Source organism: Streptomyces sp. NPDC044061 (genome assembly GCF_056434305.1).
This window is the reverse complement of the sequence record NZ_JBWKFL010000005.1, coordinates 210,048-234,684: the sequence shown is the minus strand read 5'-3', so window position 1 is coordinate 234,684 and position 24,637 is coordinate 210,048. Positions and strand designations below refer to the sequence as shown.

The window sequence follows — 24,637 nt, the reverse complement described above, 5'->3', positions numbered from 1 at the left end:
GTCACCGGAGGCGACCACCGCATCGCGCTGCCGCCGCCTGGTGACTTCGGCGGACGTGCGCCGCCGTGTTGAGAGATGGTGGAGATAGTCGGCGAGGGCGTCGGAGAGTCGGGTGTGAGCGCGGTAGAACAAGGGGAGTCGGCACGGGGGACGACGTGCCGTGCGGACGGGCGAAGGCGGTGCGTGGCATGAGTGCAGCCGAGGCTCCGGTGACCGAGGGCGGTGAACCCGCGCGCGGGCCGGTGCGGCCGGGCGGGCTGCTCGACGTGCTGGGCGTGGCGTCGGTGGTGCTGGACACCGACGGCCGCATCGTGCTGTGGAGCCCCCAGGCCGAGGAGCTGTTCGGGTACACCGCGCAGGAGGCGCTGGGTGAGTACGCGGCCCGGCTGATGGTGCACGAACGGCACATCCAGCTGGTCGGCAAGCTGTTCGCCGATGTGATGCGCACCGGCCAGAGCTGGGCCGGCGGCTTCCCGATCCGTCACAAGGACGGCAGCACCCGGCTGGTGGAGTTCCGCAACATGCGGCTGCTGGACGACCGGGGCGACGTGTACGCGCTGGGGCTCGCCGCCGACCAGTCGACCGTGCGGCGGCTGGAGCAGGACGTGGCGCTGTCCGAGCGGATGGTGAAACAGTCGCCGATGGGGCTCGCCGTGCTGGACACCCAGCTGCGGTTCGTCTCGGTCAACCCGGCACTGGAGACGATCAACGGCTTGCCCGCCGCCGAGCACGTGGGGCGCAGGCTCAGCGAGGTCGTGCCCCGGCTGGAGGCCGACGCGCTGGAGGAAGCGGCCCGCGGAGTGCTGGAAACCGGTGTGCCGCTGATCGACGAGCCCGTGGTCGGCCGCACCCCGGCCGACCCGGACGAGGACCACACCTGGGCGCTGTCGCTGTACCGCCTCGAGGACGCGATGGGCAACGTGCTCGGCGTGGCGGCCTCGATGGTCGACATCACCGAGCAGCACCGGGCCTCCGTCGAGGCGGAGGCCGCGCGGCGCCGGCTCGCGGTCATCGCCGACGCCTCCGCCCGGATCGGTACGACGCTGGAGCTGGAGCGCACCGCCCTGGAACTGGCCGAGGTCGCCGTGCCCGAACTGGCCGACGTGGCCGCCGTGGACCTGCTGGACGCGGTCGTGGAGGGCCGGCCCAGCACGCTCGGCCCCGCGGAGCCCGCGGTGATCCGCGCCCTGGCGCTGCGCGCCGAGCAGGAGTCGGAGGCCGTACGGGCCGCCGACGAGCCCGGTCAGATCGCCCGGTACGCGCCCGACCGGCTGGTCACCGAGTGCGTCCGTACTGGCGAGGCGGTGCTGGTGCCGCAGGTGAAGGACGACGATCTGCCGCGCATCGCCCGCTCACCCGAGGCGGCCGTGCTGCTGGGCCGGGCGGGCCTGCACTCGTACCTCGCCGTGCCGCTGATCGCGCGCGGCGAGGTGCTGGGCGCCCTGGACCTCAAGCGCACCCGCAATACGGAGCCCTTCGGCGAGGACGACGTGCTGCTCGCCCGGGAGCTGGCGGCCCGCGCGGCCGTGCAGATCGACAACGCCCGCTGGTACCAGAACGCCCGCAACACCGCGCTCACGCTGCAGCGCAGCCTGCTGCCCAGCCATCCGCCGGTGACGACCGGTCTCGAGGTGGCTTCCCGCTACCAGCCGGCGGGTGCCACGAGCGAGGTCGGGGGCGACTGGTTCGACGTCATCCCGCTGGACGGCGGCAGGACGGCGCTGGTGGTCGGCGATGTGATGGGCAGTGGCATCAGCGCCGCCGCCACCATGGGCCGGCTGCGCACCGCGACCACCACGCTGGCCTCGCTCGGCCTCGACCCCGCGCTGCTGCTGGAGCACCTGGACAAGACGACCTCGGCCCTCGACCACTCCATCGCCACCTGTGTGTACGCCGTCCACGACCCGCATCTGCGCCAGTGCCGGATCGCCAACGCCGGCCACCTGCCCCCGGCCCGGGTGCGCCCCGGCCGCCCGCCGGAGCTGCTCGATCTGCCGACCGGGGTGCCGCTGGGCGTGGGCGGGGTGGAGTTCTCCACCGTGACCGTCGACTTCGAGCCCGGCGACGAGCTGGTGTTCTACACCGACGGCCTGGTCGAGACCCGCTGCCACTCGCTGGACGAGCGCCTGGACTTCCTGCTGTCGCTGCTCGACGACCCCGCCCGCCCCCTGGAGGAGGCCTGCGACCTGCTCCTGCGGACGCTGCACCATCCCGACAACCACGACGACGTGGCCCTGCTCATCGCCCGGGCCCAGGAGTTGCCGTAGCCGACTGCTCCCGTACGCCGATCACCACATGCGCGGCCGACTCCTCGGACATGGCCGGACGGGCTGTCAGACCCGCATCGGTGAAGGCCTCCAGGGCGGCTCGGGCCTGGCGTTCGCTCGTCTCGGTCAGGAGGCAGCCGCCGGGCGCGAGCCATTCGGCCGCGCCGGCGGCCACCCGGCGCAGCACGTCGAGGCCGTCCGCGCCGCCGTCGAGGGCGGCCAACGGCTCGTGGTCGCGGGCCTCCGCCGGCAGGAGCGCCACCTCGGCGCTGGGCACATAGGGCACGTTGGCCGTGAGGATGCCGACGCGGCCCCGCAGCGCGGTCGGCAGGGCGTCGAACAGGTCGCCCTGGTGGGCCCGGCCGCCGTAGGGGGCCAGGTTGCGGCGGGCGCAGCGCACGGCGGCGGGATCGATGTCGGCGGCGTGCACCTCGACGGCGCCGAGTGCGGCGGCCAGGGCCGCGCCGAGCGCGCCGGAACCGCAGCACAGGTCGACGACGACCCGGGCGTCGCCGGCCTGGGCCAGCGCCCGGTCGACGAGGAACTCGGTACGGCGGCGGGGGACGAAGACACCGGGCTCGACGGCGATGCGCAGGCCGTGGAACTCGGCCCAGCCGAGGACGTGTTCGAGCGGGAGCCCGGCGGTGCGCCGGACGACCATCAAGGCCAGTTCCTCCGGGGTGCGGGCGGTCGCGAGGAGCAACTCCGCCTCGTCCTCGGCGAAGACGCACCCGGCAGCGCGCAGCGCGGCGACGACCGCGTCAGCCGAGGAAGAACATGAAGGGGATGAGGGCGACGAAGGGGATGAAGGCGTCGGGGAAGATGGGGTGGACAGGGAGGGCATGGAAGCCGAGAGCCTTTCGGGAACCTGGAGCCGAAGGGCGCTCTCGCGGTCACCGGTGCCGGTGTTCCGCGCTGTCACAGATGGCTGTCACAAGGAGAGAGCACCCCAGCTGACACAGCGGTAATGGGTCTCACCTCCTCGGCAGCCGGCGGCCACGAATCGTCCGCGGCCGGACGGCCACCATACCCCAGCGCCCCGGTCCGGCCGGCGGCCGCACGGTGTACGGGAAAACGCGCTGGCGCGGTCCGGCGCGGGCCCGTTACGCTCGCCGCGATGACGACTCACTCCGCTGACAGAATGGGGGTCCCGTCCGCGCAAGGTGAGTGCTGATGCTCACTCAGACCGCGTACGGGGACTCCCGGCTCTCCCTGTGGCTGCGCGTGCGCGAGTTCGCCGTGCCGCCGTCCATGATCGAGACCGCGACCGTCCGCCGCCGTGCCGGGGACTGGGCGGGGGCATGTGCCGCCGCCCGTGTCGACGTCGATCTCGACCTTCGTTCCGTGACCCGCGAGCACGGCCGCGAGCTGGCGGCCCGGGTCCGTGCCGACCTCCGCTCGCTCGCTCCCGACCTGCTGCGCTGGCACATGCCGAGGATCGCGCCCGACGGGCTGCTGCGCCCGGGGCTGACCCTGGCACTGGCCCGGTACGAGGGCCGGGGGCGTGGCCGGGACGGCCCGGTGCACCTCGTGGCCCGCACCCCGCCGGCCTGGGCGGACGCCGGTCAGCGGATCGCCCTCGCGCTGTGGGACGGGTCCCGCCCGGACACCGCCGGGCATCCGCATCCGCGCCCCGGCGTTCGGTACCGGCTCGATCTGCACCGGCACCTGTGGGACGCCCGCAGGAGCGCGGAGCTGCGGCTGCGGTCCGGGACCGGCCGACTGGTGGCCGACCCGCAGCTGACCGGCCTCGTACCGCCCGGTCTCGGCTGTGCCGTCGACCGGTGGGCGGCCGAGGCGGCCGTGCTGCTCGGCGCCGAGGGGCGGTCCGCCGGCGCCTTCGTCGTACGGCTCGGCGGCCGGCGCCGGCTGGTCCTGGAGCTGGTCGCCGATGGCGGCGGGGCAGCTCCCGGGCTGCGGATCGCGAGGGCGCTTCCGGCGGGCGGCTCCTCCGCGCTGCCCGTCCTGCCGGACGCGGCCACGCGGGTGCTGCCCGACCTGGAGCTGCTGCGGGCCGGTCTGCTGGCGCCCGACCAGCTGCATCCGCTGGTCGCGTCCGCCCTGGTACCCGGTCACATGGCCGCCGGTCCACCCCGACCTCCCGACCGCGCGGACGGTCCGCGCACGGTGGAGTGCCGGGGAGCCCGGCACCGGATCGGCCTGGTCGACGGTGTGCTGGCCCCGCTGGACCACGGTCCGGAGGAGGTACGGCGGGAGGAGATGCTGGTCGCGCTCGGCGGTCCGCCGCTCCCCTGCCTTCAGGCCATCGACGAGGCGCACCGGCGTCCGGACTGCCTCACGGGTGTCCGCGAGCGGCTGGACCACGGCGACACCGCGGGCGCGCTGGCCGTGGTGGAGGGCCTGCTGGGTCCGGACGCGCTGCTGCGGGACGGCCCCCTGCGGGAGGAGTTGGAGGCGGCCGCGGCCCGCAGGATCACGTACGGGCTCTACCGGGCCGGTCTCGTCGGTCCCGGCCGCGCCCCTCTCGAGCCGAAGCGTCGCGCCACCCGGCACCACCGCCGCCGCCCACGCAACGCGGTCTTCCCCCGCTGATTCCCCTTTCTCTCGGCCCACTTCACACCCTAGGTGATCACCATGCCCACACACGCTTCGCCCACCACGCCCGACGCCCCTTCCCATGCCTCCCAACTCGACGTCGCCGCCGCCCTGTTGTCCCTGTTGCGGGACACGGACACCGAACCCCGCGACGACACCCAGCTGGAGGCGCTGACCCTGGCCGTGGCCGCCGACCTCCCGGTGCTCCTGTGGGGCGAGCCGGGCATCGGCAAGACCGCCGCCCTGAACCAGCTCGCCACCTCCCTGGACCTGCCGCTGACCACCGTGATCGCCAGCGTCCACGAGCCGTCCGACTTCTCGGGACTGCCGGTCGTGGGGGACGACCCCGCGGGGCAGGGGGTCCCGATGGCCCCGCCGGACTGGGCGGTGCGGCTGGTGCGGGCGGGCCGCGGGCTGCTGTTCCTGGACGAGCTGTCCACCGCGCCCCCGGCCGTCCAGGCCGCTCTGCTCCGGCTGGTGCTGGAACGCCGCATCGGCGCGCTGCGGCTGCCGCCCGGCGTGCGGATCGTGGCCGCCGCCAACCCGCGGTCCTCGGCGGCCGACGGCTGGGAGCTGAGCCCTCCCCTGGCCAACCGGTTCGTGCACCTGCAGTGGACGCACGACCACGACGTCGTCGTACGTGGCCTGGGCGGCACCTGGCCCCGGCCCGGTCTACCCCGGCTCGATGCCGGCGGGCTGCCGGAGGCCGTGGCCTTCGCGCGGCGCGCGGTGTGCGGCTTCCTGTCCGCGCGCCCCGGGCTGGTGCACCGGTTGCCGAGCGGTGAGACCCGCCGCGGCGGTGCCTGGCCGTCGCCGCGCAGCTGGGAGACGACCCTGCGGCTGATCGCCTTCGCGACCGCCGCCGGCTCCTCCCGCGACGTGCTGTCCTTGCTGGTCAGGGGGTCGGTGGGCGACGGGCCGGGGCTCGAGATGCTGGCGAGCCTGGACCGGATGGACCTTCCCGATCCCGAGGCGGTGCTGGCCGACCCCGCGGGTGCCGTGCTGCCCGAGCGCGGCGATCTGCGGCAGGCCGTGCTGGACGGCGTGGTGGACGCGGTCCGCAACCGGCCGGAGCGGGCGCGCTGGGACGCGGCGTGGACCCTGCTGATCCGCGCGATGGAGACCGGGGCCCCGGACGTGGTGGTGGTCCCCGCGACCACGCTGGCCTCGCTGCGGCGGACTGACTGGGACGTGCCGGAGGCGATCGAGCGGCTCGCCGGCGTGGTGTCCCTGTCCCGGCGCGCCGACGACGCGGCGCGCCGGGCGGTGGGCGCGGGCGGGTCCGGCCGTTGACGCCGGACGCACCGGGGGCACTGGACCTCGGCAAGCTCTTCGCCGCCCGGCTGCACGCGGCCCGGGCACGGCCGTACCTGGCGACGGCGCTGTTCGCGCTGCACACGGTCGAGTCACGGGAGGTGCCCACGATGGCCGTCGACCGGCACTGGCGGTGCTACGTCTCACCGGCCTTCGTGGACCGGATGCCGGTGGAGGACCTGGCCGCGGTGTGGGTGCACGAGGTGGCGCACCTGTTGCGCGACCATCACGGGCGCGGCGACCGGGTCGCCCGGGAGCGCGGCCTGACCGGCCGCGGGGAACGGCTGCGGATGAACATCGCCGCGGACCTGGAGATCAACGACGACGTGTACGGCGACGGTCTCGTGCGGCCCGGAGGCGCGGTGCGCCCGGAGGACCTGGGGCTGCCGTCCGGGCTCCTCATGGAGGATTACCTGCGCCGGTTCCGGCTCGATCCCCATCACCCGTGGCTGGCCTGGCTGGACTGCGGCAGCGGTGCCGACGGGCTGGAACGCGGGTGGGACCTGGGTCCCGACGGTGCCCAGGGGCTCAGCGAGCAGGAGCGGGACGCGGTCCGCTTCCGGGTCGCGGAGGGCATCAACGGGCGGCCGGGCAACGCGCCGAAGGGCTGGCGGCGGTGGGCCGAGGAGGTGTTCCATGCGCCGCAGCCGTGGCGGGAGTTGCTGGGCGCGGCGGTCCGCGCGGCGGCCTCCGGCGCGGGTGCGGGCGACGACTACAGCTACGGCCGTCCGGCGCGCCGCTCGACCTCGGTGCCCGGCGCCGTCCTGCCGAGTCTGCGGCGCAGGCCCCCTCGGGTCTGCGTGGTCGTCGACACGTCCGGGTCGGTCAGCGACGCCGAACTGGGCGGCGCGCTGCTGGAGGTCGCCGCGATCTCCCGTGCCGTGGGCGGCCGGCGCGACCTGGTCACCGTGGTGTCGTGCGACGCGGCGGCGCAGACCGTGCAGCCGCTGTGCGGTACCGAGGGGATCCCGCTGGTGGGCGGCGGGGGCACGGACCTGCGGACGGGTTTCGCCCGGGCGCTGCGGTCCCGGCCGGGGCCCGACGTCGTCGTGGTCCTGACGGACGGACAGACGCCCTGGCCGGACACCCGGCCACCGTGCCGGACGGTGGTGGGCCTGTTCCCGCGGCCGCGGGCGGGCCGGCCCTGGCGGGACCCACCGCCCGAGTGGGCGCGCGTGGTGACGATCGGGTCGGCGGGCCCGTGAGCCGGCCGGCGGGAGGGGCTCCGCCCGTCCGCGGGCGGCGCGCCGCTACTCCGGTACGGCGGCGGCTCAGACGCCGACCGCTTCCTCGACCTCTTCCTCGGCCTTCTCCTCGGCCTTCTCCTCGGCCTGCTTCCCGGCCGCCGCCCGGGCCTCCTGGCGCGCGCTCGGCGCGGGCTCGGGAAGAGCGGTCGCCTGCCGGGGCGCCCGGGTCCGCTCGTGGGCGGCTGCGAGCGCGGTCAGGGCGAGGCCGGCGAGGAGCCAGACCACGAGCGTCCACACGGTGCGCGCGAGCCCGTCGTCACCGAAGTAGAGCAGGCTGCGAACGCCCTCGACGAAGCCGGCGCCGTTCCAGAAGGCGTGCAGGGTGCCGAAGAAGCCGTTCTGCAGCTCGGGCCGGAACAGACCGCCGGAGCTGGTGAAGTTCAGCATCACGAAGAGCACCATCATGGTCAGCGTGGTCCAGCGCTTCAGGAAGGTGTGCAGTCCGACGCCGATGAAGAGGATGCCCGCGGAGTAGAGCCACGCCATGCCCCACAGGCTCGCCAGATCGTGGTGCGCGAGGTGGAACACCGGCCCGGCGAGCAGCGCGCCGATGCCGCTGACCACGGCGGAGACACCGAGCGCGAGCAGCGCCCGTACCCGCATCGGGAGTGCGGCGCCCGCGGCTCCGAGGGCGGCGACCGAGGCGTAGGAGCCGATGCTGAGCGCGATCAGCAGGAAGAACAGGCCCTGCCCGGTGGGGTCGTCCGCGACCGGTGCCGCCACGTCGGTGACCTTCAGCGGCGCGCCCGCCTCGGCGGCGACCGGGGTGAAGACCCTCTCGACGGCCGTGGCTCCCATGTCGGACGCGGCGGTGGCCACCAGCAGCTCGGGCGCCTTGGCGGTCGGTACGTAGGCGCCGGTGATCTCGCGGGACTTCAGGAGGCCGACCGCGTCGGCGCGGGTGGCGACGGTGCGGACGTCGAGCTTGTCCCCCGCGGTGTCCTTGACGGTCTGGGCGAACACCTTCGCCCGGGGCCCGGCGCCGACGACGGCGACGGGCAGGTGGTTCGGCTCCGGGGTCACGAAGGCCCCCATGTACGCGAGCCCCATGCCTACGCACATCAGCAGCGGGGTGATCAGGTGCGTGAGCACATGGCGCAGTGCCGGTGACCTCATCGGGCGCGACCTCCAAAGGTTGGCTTATACAACTTTCGCTTCAAGTTGTACTATACAACTACGACGGCGGAGGAGGCATTCCCCGTGGGTGACCAGGAGGTGATCCCGTGAAGGCGACGGAGACGGCCGTGGAGACGATCCAGCGCGAGATGACGATCTTCGCCCGCCGGGCCCGCGCCTCGGCGGGGCGCATGCATCCCGAGCTGTCCCTGGTGTCGTACACCCTGCTCGGCCACCTGGAGGAGAGCGGGGGCTGCCGGGCGACCGACCTGGCGGCGCACTACGCCCTGGACAAGTCGACGGTGAGCCGCCAGGTGGCCGCGCTGGAGCGGGCCCGGCTCATCGAGCGGCGGCTGGCCCCGGAGGACCACCGGGTGCAGGTGCTGCACCTGACCGGGGCCGGCCAGGAGATGCTCGCCCAGGTGACCCGCAGCCGCCGGGCCGCCTTCCGGGAGCGGCTCGCCGACTGGCCCGAGGAGGACCTGATCCGCTTCGCGGCCTACCTGGAGCGGTACAACGCCGGGGCGTCCGGCGCGGCGTCGGAGTGAGCGAGGGACCGGTCGCGGCGGCAGTGGAGCCGCGACCGGTCCGGCCCGGGACGGAGGGCGATCACGGCACCGGTACGGCCGCCCGCCCGTCCGCCAGACGTTCGGGTACCCGCGCCGCGAGGAAGGCCGTGCGGCGGCGGAGCCGGAAGCCCAGGGACTCGTAGAGCCGGATGGCGTTGGTGTTCTGGGCGCTGGTGTGCAGGAACGGGGTCTCGCCGCGCTCCCGGATGCCGTGCGCGACCGCGAGGATCAGCCGGGTGGCCAGTCCCTCGCCGCGATGGGCCGGGTCGGTGCACACCGCGCTGATCTCGGTCCAGCCCGGCGGGTGCAGTCGCTCCCCCGCCATGGCGATCAGGGTGCCCTCGCGGCGGATGCCGAGGTAGGTGCCGAGTTCGACGGTGCGCGGCAGGAAGGGGCCGGGCCGGGTGCGCGCCACCAGATCGAGCATCTCGGGCACGTCCGCCGGGCCGAGGCGGACCGCCTCGGCGTCCGGTGCGGCGGCGAGACCGTCGTCCACGAACTGGACGCCCTCGATCCGGAAGGTGATCTCCCAGCCGTCCGGCACCTCTCCGTGGTAGCCCGCCAGCGGCACCTCGGCGCCGGGTCCGGCCAGCGCGGCGACGTCCGCCCAGTCGTCCGCGTCCGGCTCGTCGGGCAGGGCCAGCCACGGGGACACGTCGAGCTGGTAGCGCAGCGCCCGGCCGCGCCGCTCGGCGAAGTGGGCGTGCGGACCGGTCAGGGAGGCGAGGGCGGGGTTGTCCAGGACGTGCCGTGCCCCGGCCGCCCTCGGCGCGCCCACAGGGGTCGGCTCGCTCATCCGGCCACCTCGATCACGATCTTGCCGCGGGCGTGGCCGTCCTCGACGGCGCGCAGGGCCTCCTCGGCCCGGTCGAGCGGGAAGGTGCCGGTGACGTGCGGGTTGAGGGCCCCGCGCAGGACGAGGTCCGCCACCGCGTCCAGGACGGCGGCGGTGCGGGCGCGGGCGACCCGGGAACCGCCCAGCTCGGCGACCGTCTCGGGCGGGGCACCGGCGGTGATCAGCTTCGTCCGGTCGGTGAGCAGGGTGGCCACCTCGGCGAGTGTCCCGTCGCCCACCAGGTCGTACACCGCGTGGACGCCCTCGGGCACGGCGGCGCGCACCCGCTCGGCCAGGTCCGGGCCGCTGGGCACGTGCACGGCGCCCAGCGACTCCACGAAGTCCTTCTTGCCCTCGCTCGCCACGCCCACGACCCGCACCCCGAAGGCGCGGGCGATCTGCACTGCCGCCGCGCCGACCCCGCCGCCGGCGCCGGTCACCAGCAGGGTCGCGCCCTCGGGCAGGGCGAGCTGGCGGACGCCGTCGTACGCGGTGGCCGCGGCGACCGGCAGGGTGGCGGCGTCGGCGAACGACAGGCCGGCGGGCCTGTGCGCCGTGACTCCGGCGTCCAGCAGGGCGTACTCGGCGTACGCGCCGTCCACGGCGTTGCCGAACACCGCGTCGCCCACGGCGAACCCGGTCACGCCCTCGCCGACCTCCTCGACGACACCGGCGGCCTCGTTGCCGAAGACCGCCGGAAAGACGCGCTCCCCGGTCTCGCCGGGGCGGCGGAAGCCGGAGCGCTGTTTCCAGTCGACGGGGTTGACTCCCGCCGCCCGCACGGCGATCAGAAGCCGGCCGGGACCGGGGCTCGGCCGTTCCACGTCGGTCAGCGCCTCGGTCTCCGGGCCGCCGTACCGCGTGAAGGCATACGCCTTGGGCATCCTCTTTCCTCGCTTCCGTCGTGCTCTCACCGGCGCACCGGCCGGCACTCAGCGTGCAAGGAGCGGTGGCGTGCGGCTATTCCCGGCCCTGACCGGAGTTCATACGACCGCAACGACCGGGGCACTGACCTGGGACGGAGCACCCGCACCGACAGCGTACGGTTGAAACATGAACGTCACCCGAGGCTTCACGGGTCGCCCGCGCGTCGCCAACCCGGGGCTGCCCCCGGGACAGTACGACGCGGGGGACGACTGGCCCGTCCTGTCCGCCGAGGTCACCCCGGACCTCGCTCCGGCCGACTGGTCCTTCCGCCTCGACGGACTGGTGGAGCGGCCGCACACCTGGGACTGGGAGGGGGCGCGCGCCCTGCCCGCCTCGTCGTACGAGGGCGACATCCACTGTGTGACCGGCTGGTCGAAGTTCGGCGTGCGCTTCGGCGGCGTCTCGCTGGACACGTTCTTCGATGTGGTCCGGCCCCATGGGTCGGCCACCCATGCGATCGCCTACTCGCACACGGGTTACACCGCGAACCTCCCGCTCGCGGACCTCACCGGCGGGCGGGCCTGGATCGCCTGGGAGTTCGACGGCGAGCCGCTCGCGCCCGAGCACGGCGGCCCGGCCCGGCTCCTGGTGCCGCACCTGTACTTCTGGAAGAGCGCCAAGTGGATCGCCGGGATCACGCTCCTCGACCAGGAGGAGCCGGGTTTCTGGGAGGGCAACGGATACCACGTGCGGGGCAACCCGTGGGAGGAGCAGCGGTACTCCGGTGACTGAGACGGCGACGGCCTTCACTCCCCCCTCGCGCTTCGCCGTGCCCGGGCGCATCGCCGTGAGCGACCAGGTGGCGGCGGTGTGGCAGACGGCGACGCTGACGGAGATCCGGCGCGAGACTCCGCACGCGGCCACCTTCCGGCTCGCGGTGCCCGACTGGGCCGGGCATCTGCCCGGGCAGCACCTGATGCTGCGGCTGACCGCGGAGGACGGCTACGTGGCTCAGCGCCACTACTCGATCGCCTCCGCGCCGGACGACTCCGGCCACATCGAGCTGACCCTGGACCATGTGCCGGACGGCGAGGTCTCGGGCTGGTTCCACACGCTGGCCCGGCCCGGTGACACGGTCGAGGTGCGCGGCCCGCTGAGCGGCTTCTTCGCCTGGCCGGGCGACCGGCCCGCCCTGCTCCTCGGGGCCGGTTCCGGGGTCGTACCGCTGATGTCGATGGTGCGGCACCACCGGGCGCGGGGTATCGCCGTACCGCTGCGGATGCTGGTGTCGGCGCGCAGCCCCGAGCAGCTGATCTACGCCCGGGAACTTGGCGGGGAGACGACGACAGTGTTCACGCGCAGCGCCCCCCAGGGTCTGGGGGTGGGGCGTATGGCGGCAGCACATGTGGCGCCCCTCCTGGCCGAGCAGCCTCCCGGTGGGTGGGAGGCCTATGTGTGCGGCTCCAACGGGTTCGCCGAGCACGCCTCGCGCCTGCTGGTCGAGGCGGGCCAGCCGGTCGACCGGATCCGCATCGAACGCTTCGGCTGAGCGCCCGGGCTGGGCGGGCGACCGCTCGACCGGCCGTGGGGCGCATGCGTCGTGCCGTGCCCGGTGCGCCCTGCTGCACGAGGCTTGAACTCGCGGCAGGTGGCGTGAGCGAGCTGCGCCGTACGGGGTACGAGACGGATGTGGCCGCTCGTGTACGGCGGCGGGGTCGGACGAACCGGTGCCAGGGTTCGCCCGGCTCTCCGGCTCCGGCGGCGAGGAGGTGGACATGCGTACCCGGGTGCGTGGCTGGCGCTGGCGGCGCAATCCGCTGCGGCGCCGCTCGGACGTCGTGGAGGCGTGGGCGGCGCTGGTGGTCTCCGTCCTGCTGTTCGTGGTCGCACCCCTGGTCGGGGTGGCGGCTGGCCTGCGCGGCTACGACGAGGCGCAGTCGCTCGCGGTGGCGCAGCGGGCCGAGCGGCACCATGTGCGGGCCGTGGTGATCGCCAACTCGCCCGAGCGGCTGCGCACCGTGCAGGGCGACCGCGATCACCCCTACCGGGCCCAGGTCCGCTGGACCGAGGCGGGCAAGGGGACGCGGACGGCACTGGCCCGCGTGCCGGCGGGGACCCGGGCCGGTGACGTGGTCACCGTGTGGTTCGACGCCCGGGGCCGCAGCGTGGCCCCGCCGCCGGACGACGTCGCGGTCTGGCAGCACACGGTCACCATCGGCGTGTGCGCGGCGGGCGGTGCGGCGGCCATGGTCCTGCTGGGGCACTCCGTGGAGCGCCGGATCGCGCTGCGCCACCGGCTGGCCGAGTGGGAACGGGAGTGGGCCCGCACGGGACCGAAGTGGAACCAGCCAAGGACCTGACCGGCAGTGACCCGATGACCGCAGGGCCGGTGTCCACCGCACCGGGCGTTCACAGCAAGCGATTTCCCCTCTTTCGCCTGCGCATCGACCGCGGGTGCGGGGCGACGAACGGGGCCCGCCCCCCGCACCGGCCTGGCGATTCATCCGATGACCGACGTACGGTGAGGTCCCGCAGCCTCCCTCACGCTCCCTCCGCAAAGGCGGTTGTCGATGGCCCTGTTCGACCTCCCGATCGACGAACTCCGCGCGTACCGCAGCGAGTCCGGCGCACCCGAGGACTTCGACGCCTTCTGGGGCAAGACACTCCAGGAGGCGCGCGAACACGACCTGGGCGCACGCTTCGAGCCGGTGGACACCGGGCTGGCCACGGTGCGGGTGTACGACGTGACGTTCGCCGGGTTCGGCGGTCACCCGGTGAAGGGCTGGCTGCGGCTGCCGGCGGGGGCCACCGAACCGCTGCCGCTGGTGGTGGAGTTCATCGGCTACGGCGGCGGGCGGGGGCTTCCGCACGAGAAGCTGCTGTGGGCGTCGACGGGCCGGGCGCACTTGGTGATGGACACGCGCGGACAGGGCAGCGTCTGGGGCGGTGGGGGCGGCACGGCGGACCCGGTGGGCGCCGCGCCCGCGTATCCCGGGTTCATGACGCGGGGCATCGACGCGCCCGAGAACTACTACTACCGCCGCGTGTTCACGGACGCCGTGCGCGCGGTGGAGGCTGCCCGCTCGCACCCGCTCACCGACGCGGCGCGGACCGCGGTGATCGGGGAGAGTCAGGGCGGCGGCATCGCCCTCGCCGTCGGCGCTCTGGTGCCCGATCTGGTCGCGGTGGCCCCGGACGTGCCGTTCCTGTGCGACTTCCCGCGCGCCGCGACGGTGACGGACCGTCATCCGTACCGGGAGATAGGCCTGTTCCTGAAGACGCACCGCGGTCGGGCCGCCGACGTGCTGCGCACCCTGTCCTACTTCGACGGTGTGCACTTCGCGGCGCGCGGCCGGGCCCCCGCCCTCTTCTCGGCGGCCCTGGAGGACCAGACCTGCCCGCCGTCCACGGTCTTCGCGGCGTTCAACGCCTGGGCGCACGAGGACAAGGCCATCGAGGTGTACGACTTCAACGACCACGAGGGCGGCGGGCCGTTCCAGGAGGCGCGCAAGCTGCGCTGGCTGCGGTCGTACGCCTGAGGGAGCGCGGTTCTCCACGCCCCCGACGGGGGTGTCCTTCTGCTGAATGCACCACGGCCCGAACACCACCTTCCCTCCAGTCCGACCAGTCGGTACGTTCGGTACTCCCCGGGTCGCGGCGTCGCGCCCCGGGTGTCCGGCGACGACGGAGGTGCGATGTCCGCGCACGAGGCACAGGTTCAGGGTCACTGCGACACGCGATTCGCGGCGGTACGGGAGGCGTTCGGGGAGAACTTCCGGGAGCGCGGGGAACTGGGTGCCGCGGTGACGGTGACCGTCGACGGCGAGCCGGTGGTCGACCTGTGGGGCGGCTGGGCCGACCCGGCCCGCACCCGGCGGTGGGAGCGGGACACCGTGGTCAACGTGTGGTCGACCACCAAGGGGCCGGTGGCCCTGTGCGCGCACATCCTCGCCGACCGGGACCTGCTCGACCTCGACCGGCCGGTGGCCGCGTACTGGCCGGAATTCGCGGCGGCGGGCAAGGAAGGGGTGCTCGTACGGCATCTGCTGTCGCACCGCGCCGGACTGCCCGGGCTGCGGGAGCCGCACTCCGTCGAGCAGCTCTACGACTGGGAGCTGACGACCGCGCGGCTGGCGGCGACCGAGCCGTGGTGGGAGCCCGGCACCCGGTCCGGCTACCACGCACTGACCTACGGCTTCCTGGTCGGCGAGGTGGTACGGCGGGTCTCGGGGCTGCTGCCGGGGGCGTTCCTGGAGCGTGAGGTGACCGGACCGCTCGGCCTCGACTTCACCATCGGCCTGCCGCCGAAGGAGTCCGGCCGGGCGGCGGAGATGACGCACGGACGTTCCGCGAAGGACGGGGAACGGGCCTCGGTTTTTGGTCAGTTGGCACCGGCCGCGATCGCCGCGCTGGCGAATCCGCTGGTGGGCGCGGCGCAGGCGAACACGCCCGAGTGGCGCGCGGCGGAGATCCCCGCGGCCAACGGGCACGGCACCGCGCGGGCGGTCGCCGCCCTGTACGGCGTCTTCGCCGGTCGCGGCTCTCTCGGCGGCCGGCGGATCCTGTCCCCGGAGGCGGCGGAGCGGGTGCGCGAGGGGCAGGGCAGTTGCCGCGATCTGGTGCTGGGGGCCGGCTTCGAGAACGAGACGGAGATCGGGCTCGGGGTGTGGCTCAGCGGACCGGGCGGCTCGTACGGACCGAATGCGCGGGCTTTCGGACACGACGGATTCGGAGGCTCCTGCGGGCTCGCCGATCCCGATGCAGGTGTGTCGCTGGGGTACGCGATGAACCGGATGGGGCCGCACATCGCCGATGATCCGCGCAAGACGGCACTGGTGGAGGCCGTGTACAGCGCCCTGTGACACCCCGGTCGCGCGGGTGGGTTTCGGCCGAACCGGCAGACCACTCTTCCCTCGTGGTTTAGACCAATGCTAGATGTGGTCGCGCAATGAGCCCGCACGGCTACTTCTTGTGACCATCAGGAGGCGCGGCATGGCCCGCACCACCCCGCACGAACCCCCGCAGACCGACGGCCGGCCCCTGTACTGGCGGATCGCGTCGCTGCTGCTCGACGAACTGCACGACGGCACCATTCCGCCCGGTGAGCGGCTGCCGGGCGAGCGGCATCTGGCCCGGCACTTCGGGGTCAGCCGGGAGACCGTCCGGCAGGCGCTGGAGGTGCTGCGCCGCGGCGGTCTGGTCGCCACCGACCGGCGGGGCAGCCACGCCACCCTGCCGGGCCGCCCGGTCGAGGACCCGGTCTCCCTCAGCTTCCCGGTCGGCGCCCGGCCGGCCGACCCGTGGGCGGTGGACCGGGCGACGGTGACCTGGGAGGAGCCGCCGCCGGAGCACGCGAAGGCGCTGGGCCTGGCCCCGCACCGGCCGACGCTGGTGCACCGCTACCGGTCGGCCACCCCCGACGGCCGCTCGCTGCGCACGGCGGTGACGTCGTTCTCGACCGTGGCGCTGGCCGAGGTCGCGGAGCTGGGCCGCTACCGCGACCGGGCCGACGGGGCCACCCCCGCACAGCTGCGCCGGGCCTACGACTGGATGCGCAAGGCCGGTCTGACCCTGCACCACCGGGACTCCATCACCCAGCTCGGCGACGCCTCCTCGGTACGGGTGACCCGCCGGGTGCACGACCAGTACGCGCGCCCGCTGGAGATCACCGAGCTGGTGGTGAACGCCGAACAGGACGCGCTGGTCTACGAGTTCACGATGCCTGCGGCGGGATAGCGCCGTCCCTGCGGCGCGCCACCACCAGCCGGGCGCGCGGGCTGCCGTCGTCGCGCCGGCCGAACTCGGGCAGAGCGCGCAGATCGACCGTGAAACCGGCGTGTGCCAGTTCCTCCAGCACGTCGCCGAGCCGGAAGGTCCGGTAGTACATGACGAACGGCGGTCGCCACAGGGCGTTGCGCACCCGCATCACGACGTCGAAGCCGAGCAGCATCCAGTAGGCGGGGCCGGAGGGCCGGGGCGGGGCGAGGACCGGGAATGCGAAGCGGCCGCCCGGCCGCAGCACCGAGTGGACCTGGGTGAACAGCCCGGGCAGCTCCCGGGGCAGGAAATGACCGAACGCCCCGAAGCTGACCACCAGGTCGAACGCGGCCGTGAACGGCAGGGCCCGGGCGTCGCCGCGCACCCAGGCGACGCCCGGCCCGCCGGACGGCACCCGGCGCCGGGCGACGTCGAGCATGCCCGCGCTGAAGTCGACTCCGGTGACGCCGTGACGGCACAGTCCGGCCAGGACGTCGGTCCCGGCACCGGTCCCGCAGCACAGGTCGAGCCCGTCGTCGAACGGGCCGAGCGGGGCCAGAGCCTTGGCCACCGAATCCAGCACCGACCCGGGGGTCCGGAAGGGGGTGTGGTCGAACTTCGGGGCCAGCAGGTCGTAGCCGTGCTCGACGGACGACAGCGCCTGCACGGCGAGTTCGCGGAGCGTGGGGCCTTCGGGGCTGAACATCCCGTCAGCCTAGGGGGATCCGCTGTCGCAGCACCTTCAGAACGCGCTCGCACCAGCGCAGGTTCTCCTCCTCGAAGGCGATCCCGGCCATGAGGGTGAGGTACGGGCCGATCCGGTCGGCCGTGCGCAGGTACTCCTCCTCGGTCCGCCCGTCCAGGAAGCGGTCCCGCACCCGCTGGTAACGGTCGAGTTTCCCGCGCGCCCAGCCCCGGCGCTCCTCGATCAGCGCCCGGGTCACCTCCGGGTCGCCGCCGTCCATGGCCTGGATCTTGATGAGGAGTTCGTCGCGGACGGCGGTCGGCCGCTTCGGCGGTTCATCGGCGAAGGACCGCAGTTGGGCCCGGCCGGCCTCGGTGAGGGTGAACATCCGCTTGTTGGGCCGGCGTTCCTGCTGCACCGTCCGGGCCTCGACGAGCCCGTCCTGCGCGAGGCGCTCCAGCTCCCGGTACAGCTGCTGGGGCGTGGCGGGCCAGAAGTTCGCGAGCGAGACGTCGAACACCTTCGACAGCTCGTAGCCCGAGGCCTCGCCCTCCAGCAGGGCGGCCAGGACGGCGTACTTGAGCGACATGTGGACACGCTAGCAGCCGGCGACTAATCTCATCCGCACCTATTCAATTAATTGACTATACGAGGTGATCCGATGCGCGCGTTCCGCGAGGCCGTCGAGGCGGGCGACCTGGACGCCGTCGAGGCGCTGCTGGCCGAGGACGTCGTCTTCACCAGCCCGGTGGTCTTCAAGCCCTACCGCGGCAAGGCGATCACCGCGGCGATCCTGCGCGCGGTCTCCCAGGTGTTCCAGGACTTCCGGTACGTCCGCGAGATCGGCGCGCCCGACGACGCCGACCACGCGCTGGTCTTCACGGCCCGGGTGGGCGACCGCGAACTGACCGGCTGCGACTTCCTGCGGGTGAACGAGGCCGGTCTGATCGACGACTTCATGGTCATGGTGCGTCCGCTGTCGGGCGCCCACGCCCTCGCAGAGGCCATGGGCGCGCGGTTCGAGCAGATCGCGAAGGAGGCGGAGGCGCGGACCGCCTGAATGGACCGTCAGTCCTTGAGTCGTGCCAGCGTCGCCCTGGTGTCCGTCTTCAGCCAGTCGGACACGTCGGTGAGGGCGGGCGGGTTCTTGTCCTGGTCGTACGAGCTGAGGTAGGCGCTGTAGCTCATCGTGTACGTCACCCAGCCGTCGCGCACGGCGAGCGTGGCGTAGCGGGAGCCGCTGGAGGAGCCGCTGGTGGTGTCCTGGCTGACGAGGTAGGCCTCGTCGCCGATCCCCTTGACCGGGTTCACGTCGTAACCCGTGTGGCTGTCGCCGTAGTTCTTCCAGGTGGCCGTGAACTCCGGCCCCGGGTCGGTGCTGCGGTGCAGGTCCACCTGGATGGACAGATAGGCGTCCGCGTACGTGGAGCCGGACTTCTTCAGGCTCAGGCTGCAGTAACTCTCGTCCAGCGCCTTGTCCTCGAGGGAGCTGTGCGTCGGCGAGGTGCCGTTCTCCGGGTACTCGTCCTTGAAGGATGAATAGTCCGCGCCCGAGCACATGTTGGAGGGCGCCGAGTAGCCGCGCAGGTCCGCGCTGTCGCCCCTGCCGCCGATCAGGAACACACCCGCCGCCCACGCGGCGGAGGCGACGACCGCGCCGACGGCGAGCCACAGCACCGTCCGCCCGGCCCCGCCGCCACCCGCCGGCGGAGTCGGCACCTGGCCGTACTGCGGCGGCTGCGTGTAGGGGTTCGCCGGCATCCCCGGCTGCGGCTGGGCGGGCTGTCCGACCAGCGTGGGCTGCGCGTAGAAGTTCCCGGGCGGCGGGGACTGCGGGTTCGGGTACGGGTAGGCCGTCGGCTGCGTCGGGATCGCGGGCTGCGGCGCGGGCTGCCCGGGCTGCGGCGCGGGCTGGCCGGCCGGCTGCGGGGGCTGCGGTGGCGTGGACATGTCGTGACGATAGTGCACGGTTGCGGGTCAAGTCCCTTGACGTCCGGGATCGTTACGGTGTGAGGACATCTGGCGCGGGTCGGTGACAAGCCGCCGGCTGCGGGAGTCGTCTCCACCGCGCTCTTCTGGGATCCGTCGGACGGGAACGGGCCCGATCGTAGGCGGCGTCGCTTCCCGCCACGGGAACAGTTCGGGCAACAGACGTGTTGATGTGGGCACAGCCGGACCGAGCCGTCGAGTGGTACCGTGCTGACAGCACTCGTGCACGCCCCCTTGTGGGCGCCGGTGCCGTTTTCTCCTTCCGCGCTGATCCGCCCGTCGTTTCCGACCCGGCGCATCAGCTTCTCGACACCACCTCGCCGTGAGGTGCCGTTCCCGCCGCCCAGAGGCACGTACGCCCTCCAGTCCTGCGGCTTCTCCCCCTCCTCGCCCTTCTTCCCGGCTTCCGTCCGTGAAAGGACCACCATGACCACCACACTCGAACCCCCGCACGTACAGCAGACCCCGGCCGCCCCGCTCGTCACCGGCGTCCTCGACATCGACGCACACGGGAAGGGGCATCTGCGGGCCGTGAACTGCCTGTCCTCCCCCGCCGACCCGCAGGTACCGCCCGCGCTGATCCGCCGTCACGGCCTGCGCCGGGGCGATCTCGTCGAGGGCGTGCGCGGCGCCCAGCGCGCCCTGACCGAGGTCGCGCAGGTCAACGGGCGCGCCCCGGGCGATCTGCGGGGCCGCCGCCACTTCCGGGACCTCACCCCGCTCCACCCGCACGAGCGGATCCGCCTGGAACACCCGGCGTCCGGCCTGGCCGGACGGGTCACGGACCTGTTCGCGCCGGTCGGCAAGGGCCAGCGCGGACTGATCGTCTCACCGCCGAAGAGCGGCAAGACCGTGCTGCTCCAGCAGCTGGCCGCGGCCGTGGCGGGCAACCACCCCGACTGCCGTCTGATGGTCGTCCTGCTGGACGAGCGGCCCGAGGAGGTCACCGAGATGCGCCGTTCGGTGCGCGGCGAGGTGTACGCCTCCACCTTCGACCGGGCGCCCAAGGAGCACATCGCCCTCGCCGACCTGGTCGTCGAGCGGGCCAAGCGGCTGGTCGAGGCCGGCGAGGACGTCGTCGTCCTGCTGGACTCCCTGACCCGGCTGTGCCGGGCCCACAACAACGCCTCCGCCGCCGGCGGACGCACGCTGAGCGGCGGTGTCGACGCCGGCGCGCTGCTCGGCCCCAAGCGGTTCTTCGGCGCCGCCCGGGCGGCCGAGGAGGGCGGCTCGCTCACCATCCTCGCCACCGTTCTGGTGGACACCGGCTCCCGGGCCGACGGCTACTTCTTCGAGGAGCTGAAGAGCACGGGCAACATGGAGCTGCGCCTGGACCGGGAGCTCGCCGCCCGCCGTGTCTTCCCGGCCGTGGACATCGACCCCACCGGCACCCGGCGCGAGGAACTGCTCCTCACCCCTGCGGAGTTGACGGCGACCCGGGGCCTGCGCCGCGCCCTGCGCTCCCGTGAGGGCGGTCCGGCCGCCCTGGAGACCCTCCTGGAGCGGATGCGGGACACCCCGGACAACGCGGCCTTCCTGCGCCGCGTCCAGCCGACCCTGCCCGCGGGCTGAGGGACGCCGGGGCGCTCCCGCGTGCGGCATCCGGGTTGCTCCGCTAGGCCGTCCGGCCCGGGCAGCGCGCCACCCCACCCAACCCTTCCTAGGTTGATCATATGATCACCGGATTCTCTCGTCGGACGGCCGTCTCAGCCTGTTCCCTGTGCGTGGCGGGCGTGCTGGCGCTCTCGCCGGCCGCTGCCGCCACCGCACACCGTGCGGGGGATCCCGCACCGCCGGCGCCGCGGGCGGCGGTTCCGCAACCGTCCCTGCTCTACCACTCCGGCACCCAGGTGCGGGCGCGCCGCGGTGCGCCCGAGGTGCCCGAGCTCTCCGCGCTCTCCTGGCTGGTGGCCGACGCCGGCAGCGGCGAGGTGCTGGCCGCGAGCGACGCGCACCGCAAGCTGCCGCCCGCGAGCACCCTGAAGACCCTGTTCGCCCTCACCGTGCTGCCGACCCTGCCCGCCGAGCGGCAGCACACCGTGCGGTACCAGGAACTGGCGGACGTGGGCGAGGGCAGCAGCCTGGTCGGCGTCGAGGAGGGCCACACCTACAAGGTGTCCGACCTGTGGCGCGGCGTCTTCCTCAGCTCCGGCAACGACGCCGTGCACGTGCTCGCCTCCCTGGACGGCGGCTGGCACGAGACCGCTGTCCGGATGCAGGCCAGGGCCCGCTCGCTGGGCGCCCTGGACACCCATGTCGTCTCCCCCGACGGCTACGACACCCCCGGCCAGGTCTCCTCGGCGTTCGACCTGGCGGTCTTCGGCCGGGAGGGGCTGCGCAACCCCGACTTCGCCCGGTACTGCTCCACCGCCAAGGCCCAGTTCCCCGGCGACGGATGGCCGTACGAGATCGAGAACACCAACCGCCTGCTGACCGGCGAGGACGGTGTGGCGCCCTACCCCGGGCTGATCGGCGTCAAGAACGGCTACACGACCAACGCGGGCAACACCCTCGTCGCCGCCGCGCGCCGGGGCGGGCGTACCCTCGTCGTGACGGTGATGAACCCTCAGGCGGGTGGCGGGTTCACCGTGTACGAGGAGGCCCGCGAGCTGCTCGACTGGGGTTTCGCGGCGGCCGGGCGGGTCGATCCGGTCGGCTCGCTGGACGCTCTGCGCACCGGTTCGCGCACCACGGCCTCCGCCGCTCCCGTGGCGGCGGCCGCCTCCCCGGCACCGGACGACGACTCCGACTGGTCGCGGACCGCGGCCGTCGCGGGTCTGGCCGGGCTCGGCGCATGGGCCGTGGCGCGGGCGCTGCGGTCCAAGGGCGGCCGGGACGCGGACGGCTGACCGACCGGCAGGCCGAGCAGGAGGCCGAGCGTGATCCAGGTGTAGGTGTTGCTGCCGACGAAGCCGTCGACACCCGAGGCGTCCTCGAACCAGAGCCACACCACGCTGGTGCACAGCACCGCGTACAGGCCGCCCGCGAGCCGCGGGTGCCCGGCGCGCGCCAGCACCGCGAGGGAAGGCAGCAGCCACACCAGGTGGTGCACCCAGGTGATCGGGCTGACCAGACAGGCCGCCGCGCCGGTGAGGGCGAAGGCCGCCGTCCAGTCCCCGGCCGCCACCGCCCGGCCGGCCCGCCACGCCCACGCGCACAGCACCAGCAGGACCGCCGCGGCCCACAGCGCCCGGTCCGGTTCGCCGAGCCGGGCCAGGACGCCCTGCAGCGACTGGTTCGAGACGTAGTCGAGGCGTCCGACGCGGCCGGTGTCCCACAGTGCCCGGGTCCAGTAGAAGCGTGACGCGGCCGGGTCCGCCCAGGCGGCGAGCCCGGTCGCCGCGAGGGCCACGGCCGTCGCCACCCCGGCCGCCCGCCACCGCCGGGCGAGCAGCAACAGGCCGATGAACAGGGCGGGCGTGAGCTTCACGGCGGCTGCGAGTCCGATCCCGACGCCCGCCCAGCGGCCCCGCCCGCTCGCCAGCAGCCAGGAGTCGCCGAGGACCAGCGCGAGCAGCACCAGGTTCACCTGGCCGAAGCTGAAGGTGTCCCGCAGCGGCTCGAACAGGGCCAGGCCGCACAGGACCAGCGACCAGCGGTACCAGCCGTGCCGCCGCCAGCGGGGCCCGGCCAGGATCCGCAGCACCACCGCCAGCGCGCCCAGGTTCGCCAGCAGGGAGGCCACGATCGCGGTGTGCCGGCCCATCGGCGCCAGGGGCAGCATGGCGAGCGCGGCGAACGGCGGATAGGTGAAGCCGTACGACGTCCCCGGCACCCGGTAGTCGTAGATCCGGCCGCCGTGGCGCAGCCATGTGTGCACGGTCCCGTAGTAGACGCGCAGGTCGAAGAAGTCGCGCAGCAGCGGCACGGTCGCCGTGAACGCGACGACCGCGACGGCGAGCGCGAGGACGAGCAGCAGTCGGCCCCGGTCGGTGCGCGGCAGCGGCCCGGTCATGCCGTCCGTCCCGGGGCCGGGATCCGGGCCGTCTGGTGGGCCTGCCACAGGACGACCACGCCGAGCAGCCCGCCGGAGACCGCGAGGACCAGTTGGCCGGCGTCCGCCGGGCCGCCGCTGGGCAGCACCGCGAGGGCCAGGACACCGGCGAGGGCGGCCACCCGGTGCCGTACCGGGGCGCTGGGCCCTGCGGCCGCTATCAGGAACAGGCCCCAGAGCACGTACCAGGGGCGGATCGCCGGGCCGAAGACGGCGACGGCCAGGAGGCTCAGGCCGAGGGCGTACACCGGTCGCGGGCGCAGCCGCAGCCATATCAGCAGCACGGCGCAGGCGGTGGCCGCGAGGCCGAGCAGGTGCCAGACCGGTACGGCCAGCGGGGCCAGGTCGCTGCCGAGGCGGTCGAGCAGCGCGCCGGTGGCACGGCCCAGCAGGCTGGTGAGCGCCCAGTTGTGCGGGGAGACGGGGGTGTCCAGGGCGCGGATCCAGCCGTACCCCGTTCCGGCCACGGCGGTCGCGGCGACCGTGGTCGCGGCGGCGGCGGCCACCGTCGTCAGGGTGGCCCACAGCGGGGTGCGGCGGGTGCGGATCTGCAGGGCCACCACCGCCAGCAGCCCGAGCGCGGCGGGCGCCTTGACCAGGGCGGCCAGCGTGACGAGCACCGCCCCGAGGACGGGCCACCGGCCGCGTGCGGCGACCAGGCCGAGGCCCAGCAGGCCGAGCATGATCGCATCGTTGTGGGCGCCCGCGACCAGGTGCAGCAGGACCAGCGGGTTGAGGGCGCCGAGCCACAGCGCGGCGGCGGGGTCGGCGCCGCTGTGCCGGGCCAGGCGGGGCAGCGCCACCGCCATGAGGGCCACCCCGAACAGGGCGACCAGGCGCATGCCGAGCAGGCCTTCGGGCAACTGGCCGCGGGTCAGTCCGGACAGCGCGGAGGCCAGCCACAGGAAGGCGGGTCCGTACGGGGCGGCCGTGTGCTGCCACACCGGGGCGACCTCGTCGGCCAGCGGGCCGCCGAGCTGCGCGGGCCCCTGGGCGTACACGTCCATGTGGGCGTCGACCATGGCGCCCTGGGCGAGATAGCTGTAGACGTCCCGGCTGAACAGCGGGGGCGCGAGCAGCAGCGGGGTCGCCCAGACGGCCAGGACCACCAAAAGGGACCGCTGGGTGGGGGGTTGCGGACCGCGCACCAGACGGCCGAGGAGCACCCAGGCCGCTATCAGCAGCACTACACCGAAGTAGACGCCGACCAGCCCGAGCGCGGCCTGCGCGGAGGCGGGGGCGAAGAGGTCCTGGACGGGCAGGGCACCGGCGGTCTCACCGCCCAGCGCGAGGAAGGCGGTACCGGCCAGACCGAGTACCTGGCAGCGGCGGAGATCGACGGGGAAAGCCATGGCCAACACTGGGTCAGCGTGTCAACGCGGGATGGCCGGAAGACGACAGTCCTCTCACCAGCGGGCGGCCTGCGTGTGACCAGCGTGTG

At 74.0% G+C, this 24,637-nt stretch carries 22 protein-coding genes and 1 pseudogene; 14 read left to right on the top strand and 9 right to left on the bottom strand.

The window, feature by feature from the left end; genetic code table 11:
• The first annotated feature begins 188 nt into the window (after positions 1-188).
• Positions 189-2,267, top strand: coding sequence for a SpoIIE family protein phosphatase (locus AC07CM_RS10470; RefSeq protein WP_478875946.1), 2,079 nt, complete (start codon positions 189-191; stop codon positions 2,265-2,267).
• On the opposite strand, the gene AC07CM_RS10465 is transcribed toward AC07CM_RS10470, so the two are convergent.
• Positions 2,239-3,111, bottom strand: coding sequence for a putative protein N(5)-glutamine methyltransferase (locus AC07CM_RS10465; protein ID WP_478875945.1), 873 nt, complete (start codon positions 3,109-3,111; stop codon positions 2,239-2,241). The two genes, AC07CM_RS10470 and AC07CM_RS10465, sit on opposite strands and share 29 nt — an antisense overlap.
• 329 nt (positions 3,112-3,440) lie before the next feature.
• Between AC07CM_RS10465 and AC07CM_RS10460 the strand changes: the two genes are divergently transcribed.
• Genes AC07CM_RS10460 through AC07CM_RS10450 form a run of 3 tightly spaced genes read left to right on the top strand, consistent with a single transcriptional unit; the run spans position 3,441 to position 7,342 of the window.
• The gene (locus AC07CM_RS10460; RefSeq protein WP_478875944.1) at positions 3,441-4,820 is read left to right on the top strand and encodes a hypothetical protein; all 1,380 of its coding nucleotides are present in this window, start codon (positions 3,441-3,443) and stop codon (positions 4,818-4,820) included.
• Positions 4,821-4,862: 42 nt separating this feature from the next.
• Positions 4,863-6,116, top strand: coding sequence for an AAA family ATPase (locus tag AC07CM_RS10455; protein ID WP_478875943.1), 1,254 nt, complete (start codon positions 4,863-4,865; stop codon positions 6,114-6,116).
• Positions 6,113-7,342 carry a vWA domain-containing protein gene (locus tag AC07CM_RS10450; RefSeq protein ID WP_478875942.1) on the top strand — a complete coding sequence of 410 codons (1,230 nt, stop codon included), beginning with the start codon at positions 6,113-6,115 and terminating at the stop codon, positions 7,340-7,342. The genes AC07CM_RS10455 and AC07CM_RS10450 overlap by 4 nt, the downstream gene beginning before the upstream one ends.
• 66 nt (positions 7,343-7,408) lie before the next feature.
• Here the strand turns inward: AC07CM_RS10450 and AC07CM_RS10445 are convergent, their stop codons facing one another.
• Positions 7,409-8,500, bottom strand: coding sequence for a hypothetical protein (locus AC07CM_RS10445; protein ID WP_478875941.1), 1,092 nt, complete (start codon positions 8,498-8,500; stop codon positions 7,409-7,411).
• Between the two features lie 107 nt (positions 8,501-8,607).
• On the opposite strand from AC07CM_RS10445, the gene AC07CM_RS10440 reads away from it, so the two are divergent.
• Entirely contained in the window at positions 8,608-9,048 is a 441-nt protein-coding gene (locus AC07CM_RS10440; protein WP_478875940.1) for a MarR family winged helix-turn-helix transcriptional regulator, read from the top strand.
• Between the two features lie 61 nt (positions 9,049-9,109).
• Here the strand turns inward: AC07CM_RS10440 and AC07CM_RS10435 are convergent, their stop codons facing one another.
• Both AC07CM_RS10435 and AC07CM_RS10430 read right to left on the bottom strand, forming a co-directional pair.
• Positions 9,110-9,865, bottom strand: a complete 756-nt coding sequence (locus AC07CM_RS10435; RefSeq protein WP_478875939.1) for a GNAT family N-acetyltransferase — start codon at positions 9,863-9,865, stop codon at positions 9,110-9,112.
• Positions 9,862-10,788: an NADP-dependent oxidoreductase gene (locus tag AC07CM_RS10430; protein WP_478875938.1), complete on the bottom strand. Its 927-nt coding sequence runs from the start codon at positions 10,786-10,788 to the stop codon at positions 9,862-9,864. Before AC07CM_RS10430 ends, AC07CM_RS10435 begins: the two co-directional genes overlap by 4 nt.
• Positions 10,789-10,957: 169 nt before the next feature.
• Between AC07CM_RS10430 and AC07CM_RS10425 the strand changes: the two genes are divergently transcribed.
• The 6 genes from AC07CM_RS10425 to AC07CM_RS10400 all read left to right on the top strand — a co-directional run bounded on the left by AC07CM_RS10425 (position 10,958) and on the right by AC07CM_RS10400 (position 16,507).
• Positions 10,958-11,563 carry a sulfite oxidase-like oxidoreductase gene (locus AC07CM_RS10425; RefSeq protein WP_478875937.1) on the top strand — a complete coding sequence of 202 codons (606 nt, stop codon included), beginning with the start codon at positions 10,958-10,960 and terminating at the stop codon, positions 11,561-11,563.
• Positions 11,556-12,320, top strand: coding sequence for a ferredoxin reductase (locus AC07CM_RS10420; protein ID WP_478875936.1), 765 nt, complete (start codon positions 11,556-11,558; stop codon positions 12,318-12,320). The genes AC07CM_RS10425 and AC07CM_RS10420 overlap by 8 nt, the downstream gene beginning before the upstream one ends.
• 226 nt (positions 12,321-12,546) lie before the next feature.
• Entirely contained in the window at positions 12,547-13,131 is a 585-nt protein-coding gene (locus AC07CM_RS10415) for an Rv1733c family protein (protein WP_478875935.1), read from the top strand.
• Between the two features lie 210 nt (positions 13,132-13,341).
• Positions 13,342-14,310, top strand: coding sequence for an acetylxylan esterase (locus AC07CM_RS10410; RefSeq protein WP_478875934.1), 969 nt, complete (start codon positions 13,342-13,344; stop codon positions 14,308-14,310).
• A 156-nt stretch (positions 14,311-14,466) separates the two neighbouring features.
• Positions 14,467-15,633, top strand: a complete 1,167-nt coding sequence (locus tag AC07CM_RS10405) for a serine hydrolase domain-containing protein (protein ID WP_478875933.1) — start codon at positions 14,467-14,469, stop codon at positions 15,631-15,633.
• Positions 15,634-15,763: 130 nt separating this feature from the next.
• Positions 15,764-16,507 carry a GntR family transcriptional regulator gene (locus AC07CM_RS10400; RefSeq protein ID WP_478875932.1) on the top strand — a complete coding sequence of 248 codons (744 nt, stop codon included), beginning with the start codon at positions 15,764-15,766 and terminating at the stop codon, positions 16,505-16,507.
• Here the strand turns inward: AC07CM_RS10400 and AC07CM_RS10395 are convergent.
• Both AC07CM_RS10395 and AC07CM_RS10390 read right to left on the bottom strand, forming a co-directional pair.
• Complete coding sequence (locus tag AC07CM_RS10395; RefSeq protein ID WP_478875931.1) at positions 16,485-17,234, bottom strand: class I SAM-dependent methyltransferase; 750 nt, start codon at positions 17,232-17,234, stop codon at positions 16,485-16,487. The two genes, AC07CM_RS10400 and AC07CM_RS10395, sit on opposite strands and share 23 nt — an antisense overlap.
• 4 nt (positions 17,235-17,238) lie before the next feature.
• Positions 17,239-17,802 carry a PadR family transcriptional regulator gene (locus AC07CM_RS10390; RefSeq protein ID WP_478875930.1) on the bottom strand — a complete coding sequence of 188 codons (564 nt, stop codon included), beginning with the start codon at positions 17,800-17,802 and terminating at the stop codon, positions 17,239-17,241.
• 72 nt (positions 17,803-17,874) lie between these two features.
• Between AC07CM_RS10390 and AC07CM_RS10385 the strand changes: the two genes are divergently transcribed.
• Positions 17,875-18,273: a nuclear transport factor 2 family protein gene (locus tag AC07CM_RS10385; RefSeq protein ID WP_478875929.1), complete on the top strand. Its 399-nt coding sequence runs from the start codon at positions 17,875-17,877 to the stop codon at positions 18,271-18,273.
• A gap of 8 nt (positions 18,274-18,281) precedes the next feature.
• Here the strand turns inward: AC07CM_RS10385 and AC07CM_RS10380 are convergent, their stop codons facing one another.
• The gene (locus AC07CM_RS10380) at positions 18,282-19,163 is read right to left on the bottom strand and encodes a hypothetical protein (protein ID WP_478875928.1); all 882 of its coding nucleotides are present in this window, start codon (positions 19,161-19,163) and stop codon (positions 18,282-18,284) included.
• A 465-nt stretch (positions 19,164-19,628) separates the two neighbouring features.
• Between AC07CM_RS10380 and rho the strand changes: the two genes are divergently transcribed.
• Both rho and AC07CM_RS10370 read left to right on the top strand, forming a co-directional pair.
• Positions 19,629-20,774 (top strand): transcription termination factor Rho, encoded by a 1,146-nt coding sequence (gene rho / locus AC07CM_RS10375; protein WP_478875927.1) that lies wholly within the window; start codon positions 19,629-19,631, stop codon positions 20,772-20,774.
• A gap of 101 nt (positions 20,775-20,875) precedes the next feature.
• Positions 20,876-21,709: pseudogene (locus tag AC07CM_RS10370) on the top strand (D-alanyl-D-alanine carboxypeptidase family protein); the annotation flags it as partial.
• Positions 21,710-21,768: 59 nt separating this feature from the next.
• On the opposite strand, the gene AC07CM_RS10365 reads toward AC07CM_RS10370, so the two are convergent.
• Both AC07CM_RS10365 and mptB read right to left on the bottom strand, forming a co-directional pair.
• Positions 21,769-23,157: a glycosyltransferase 87 family protein gene (locus AC07CM_RS10365; RefSeq protein WP_478875926.1), complete on the bottom strand. Its 1,389-nt coding sequence runs from the start codon at positions 23,155-23,157 to the stop codon at positions 21,769-21,771.
• On the bottom strand, positions 23,154-24,548 hold the full coding sequence (mptB, locus tag AC07CM_RS10360) for a polyprenol phosphomannose-dependent alpha 1,6 mannosyltransferase MptB (protein ID WP_478875925.1): 1,395 nt from the start codon (positions 24,546-24,548) through the stop codon (positions 23,154-23,156). The genes AC07CM_RS10365 and mptB overlap by 4 nt, the downstream gene beginning before the upstream one ends.
• Between the last annotated feature and the right edge of the window lie 89 nt (positions 24,549-24,637).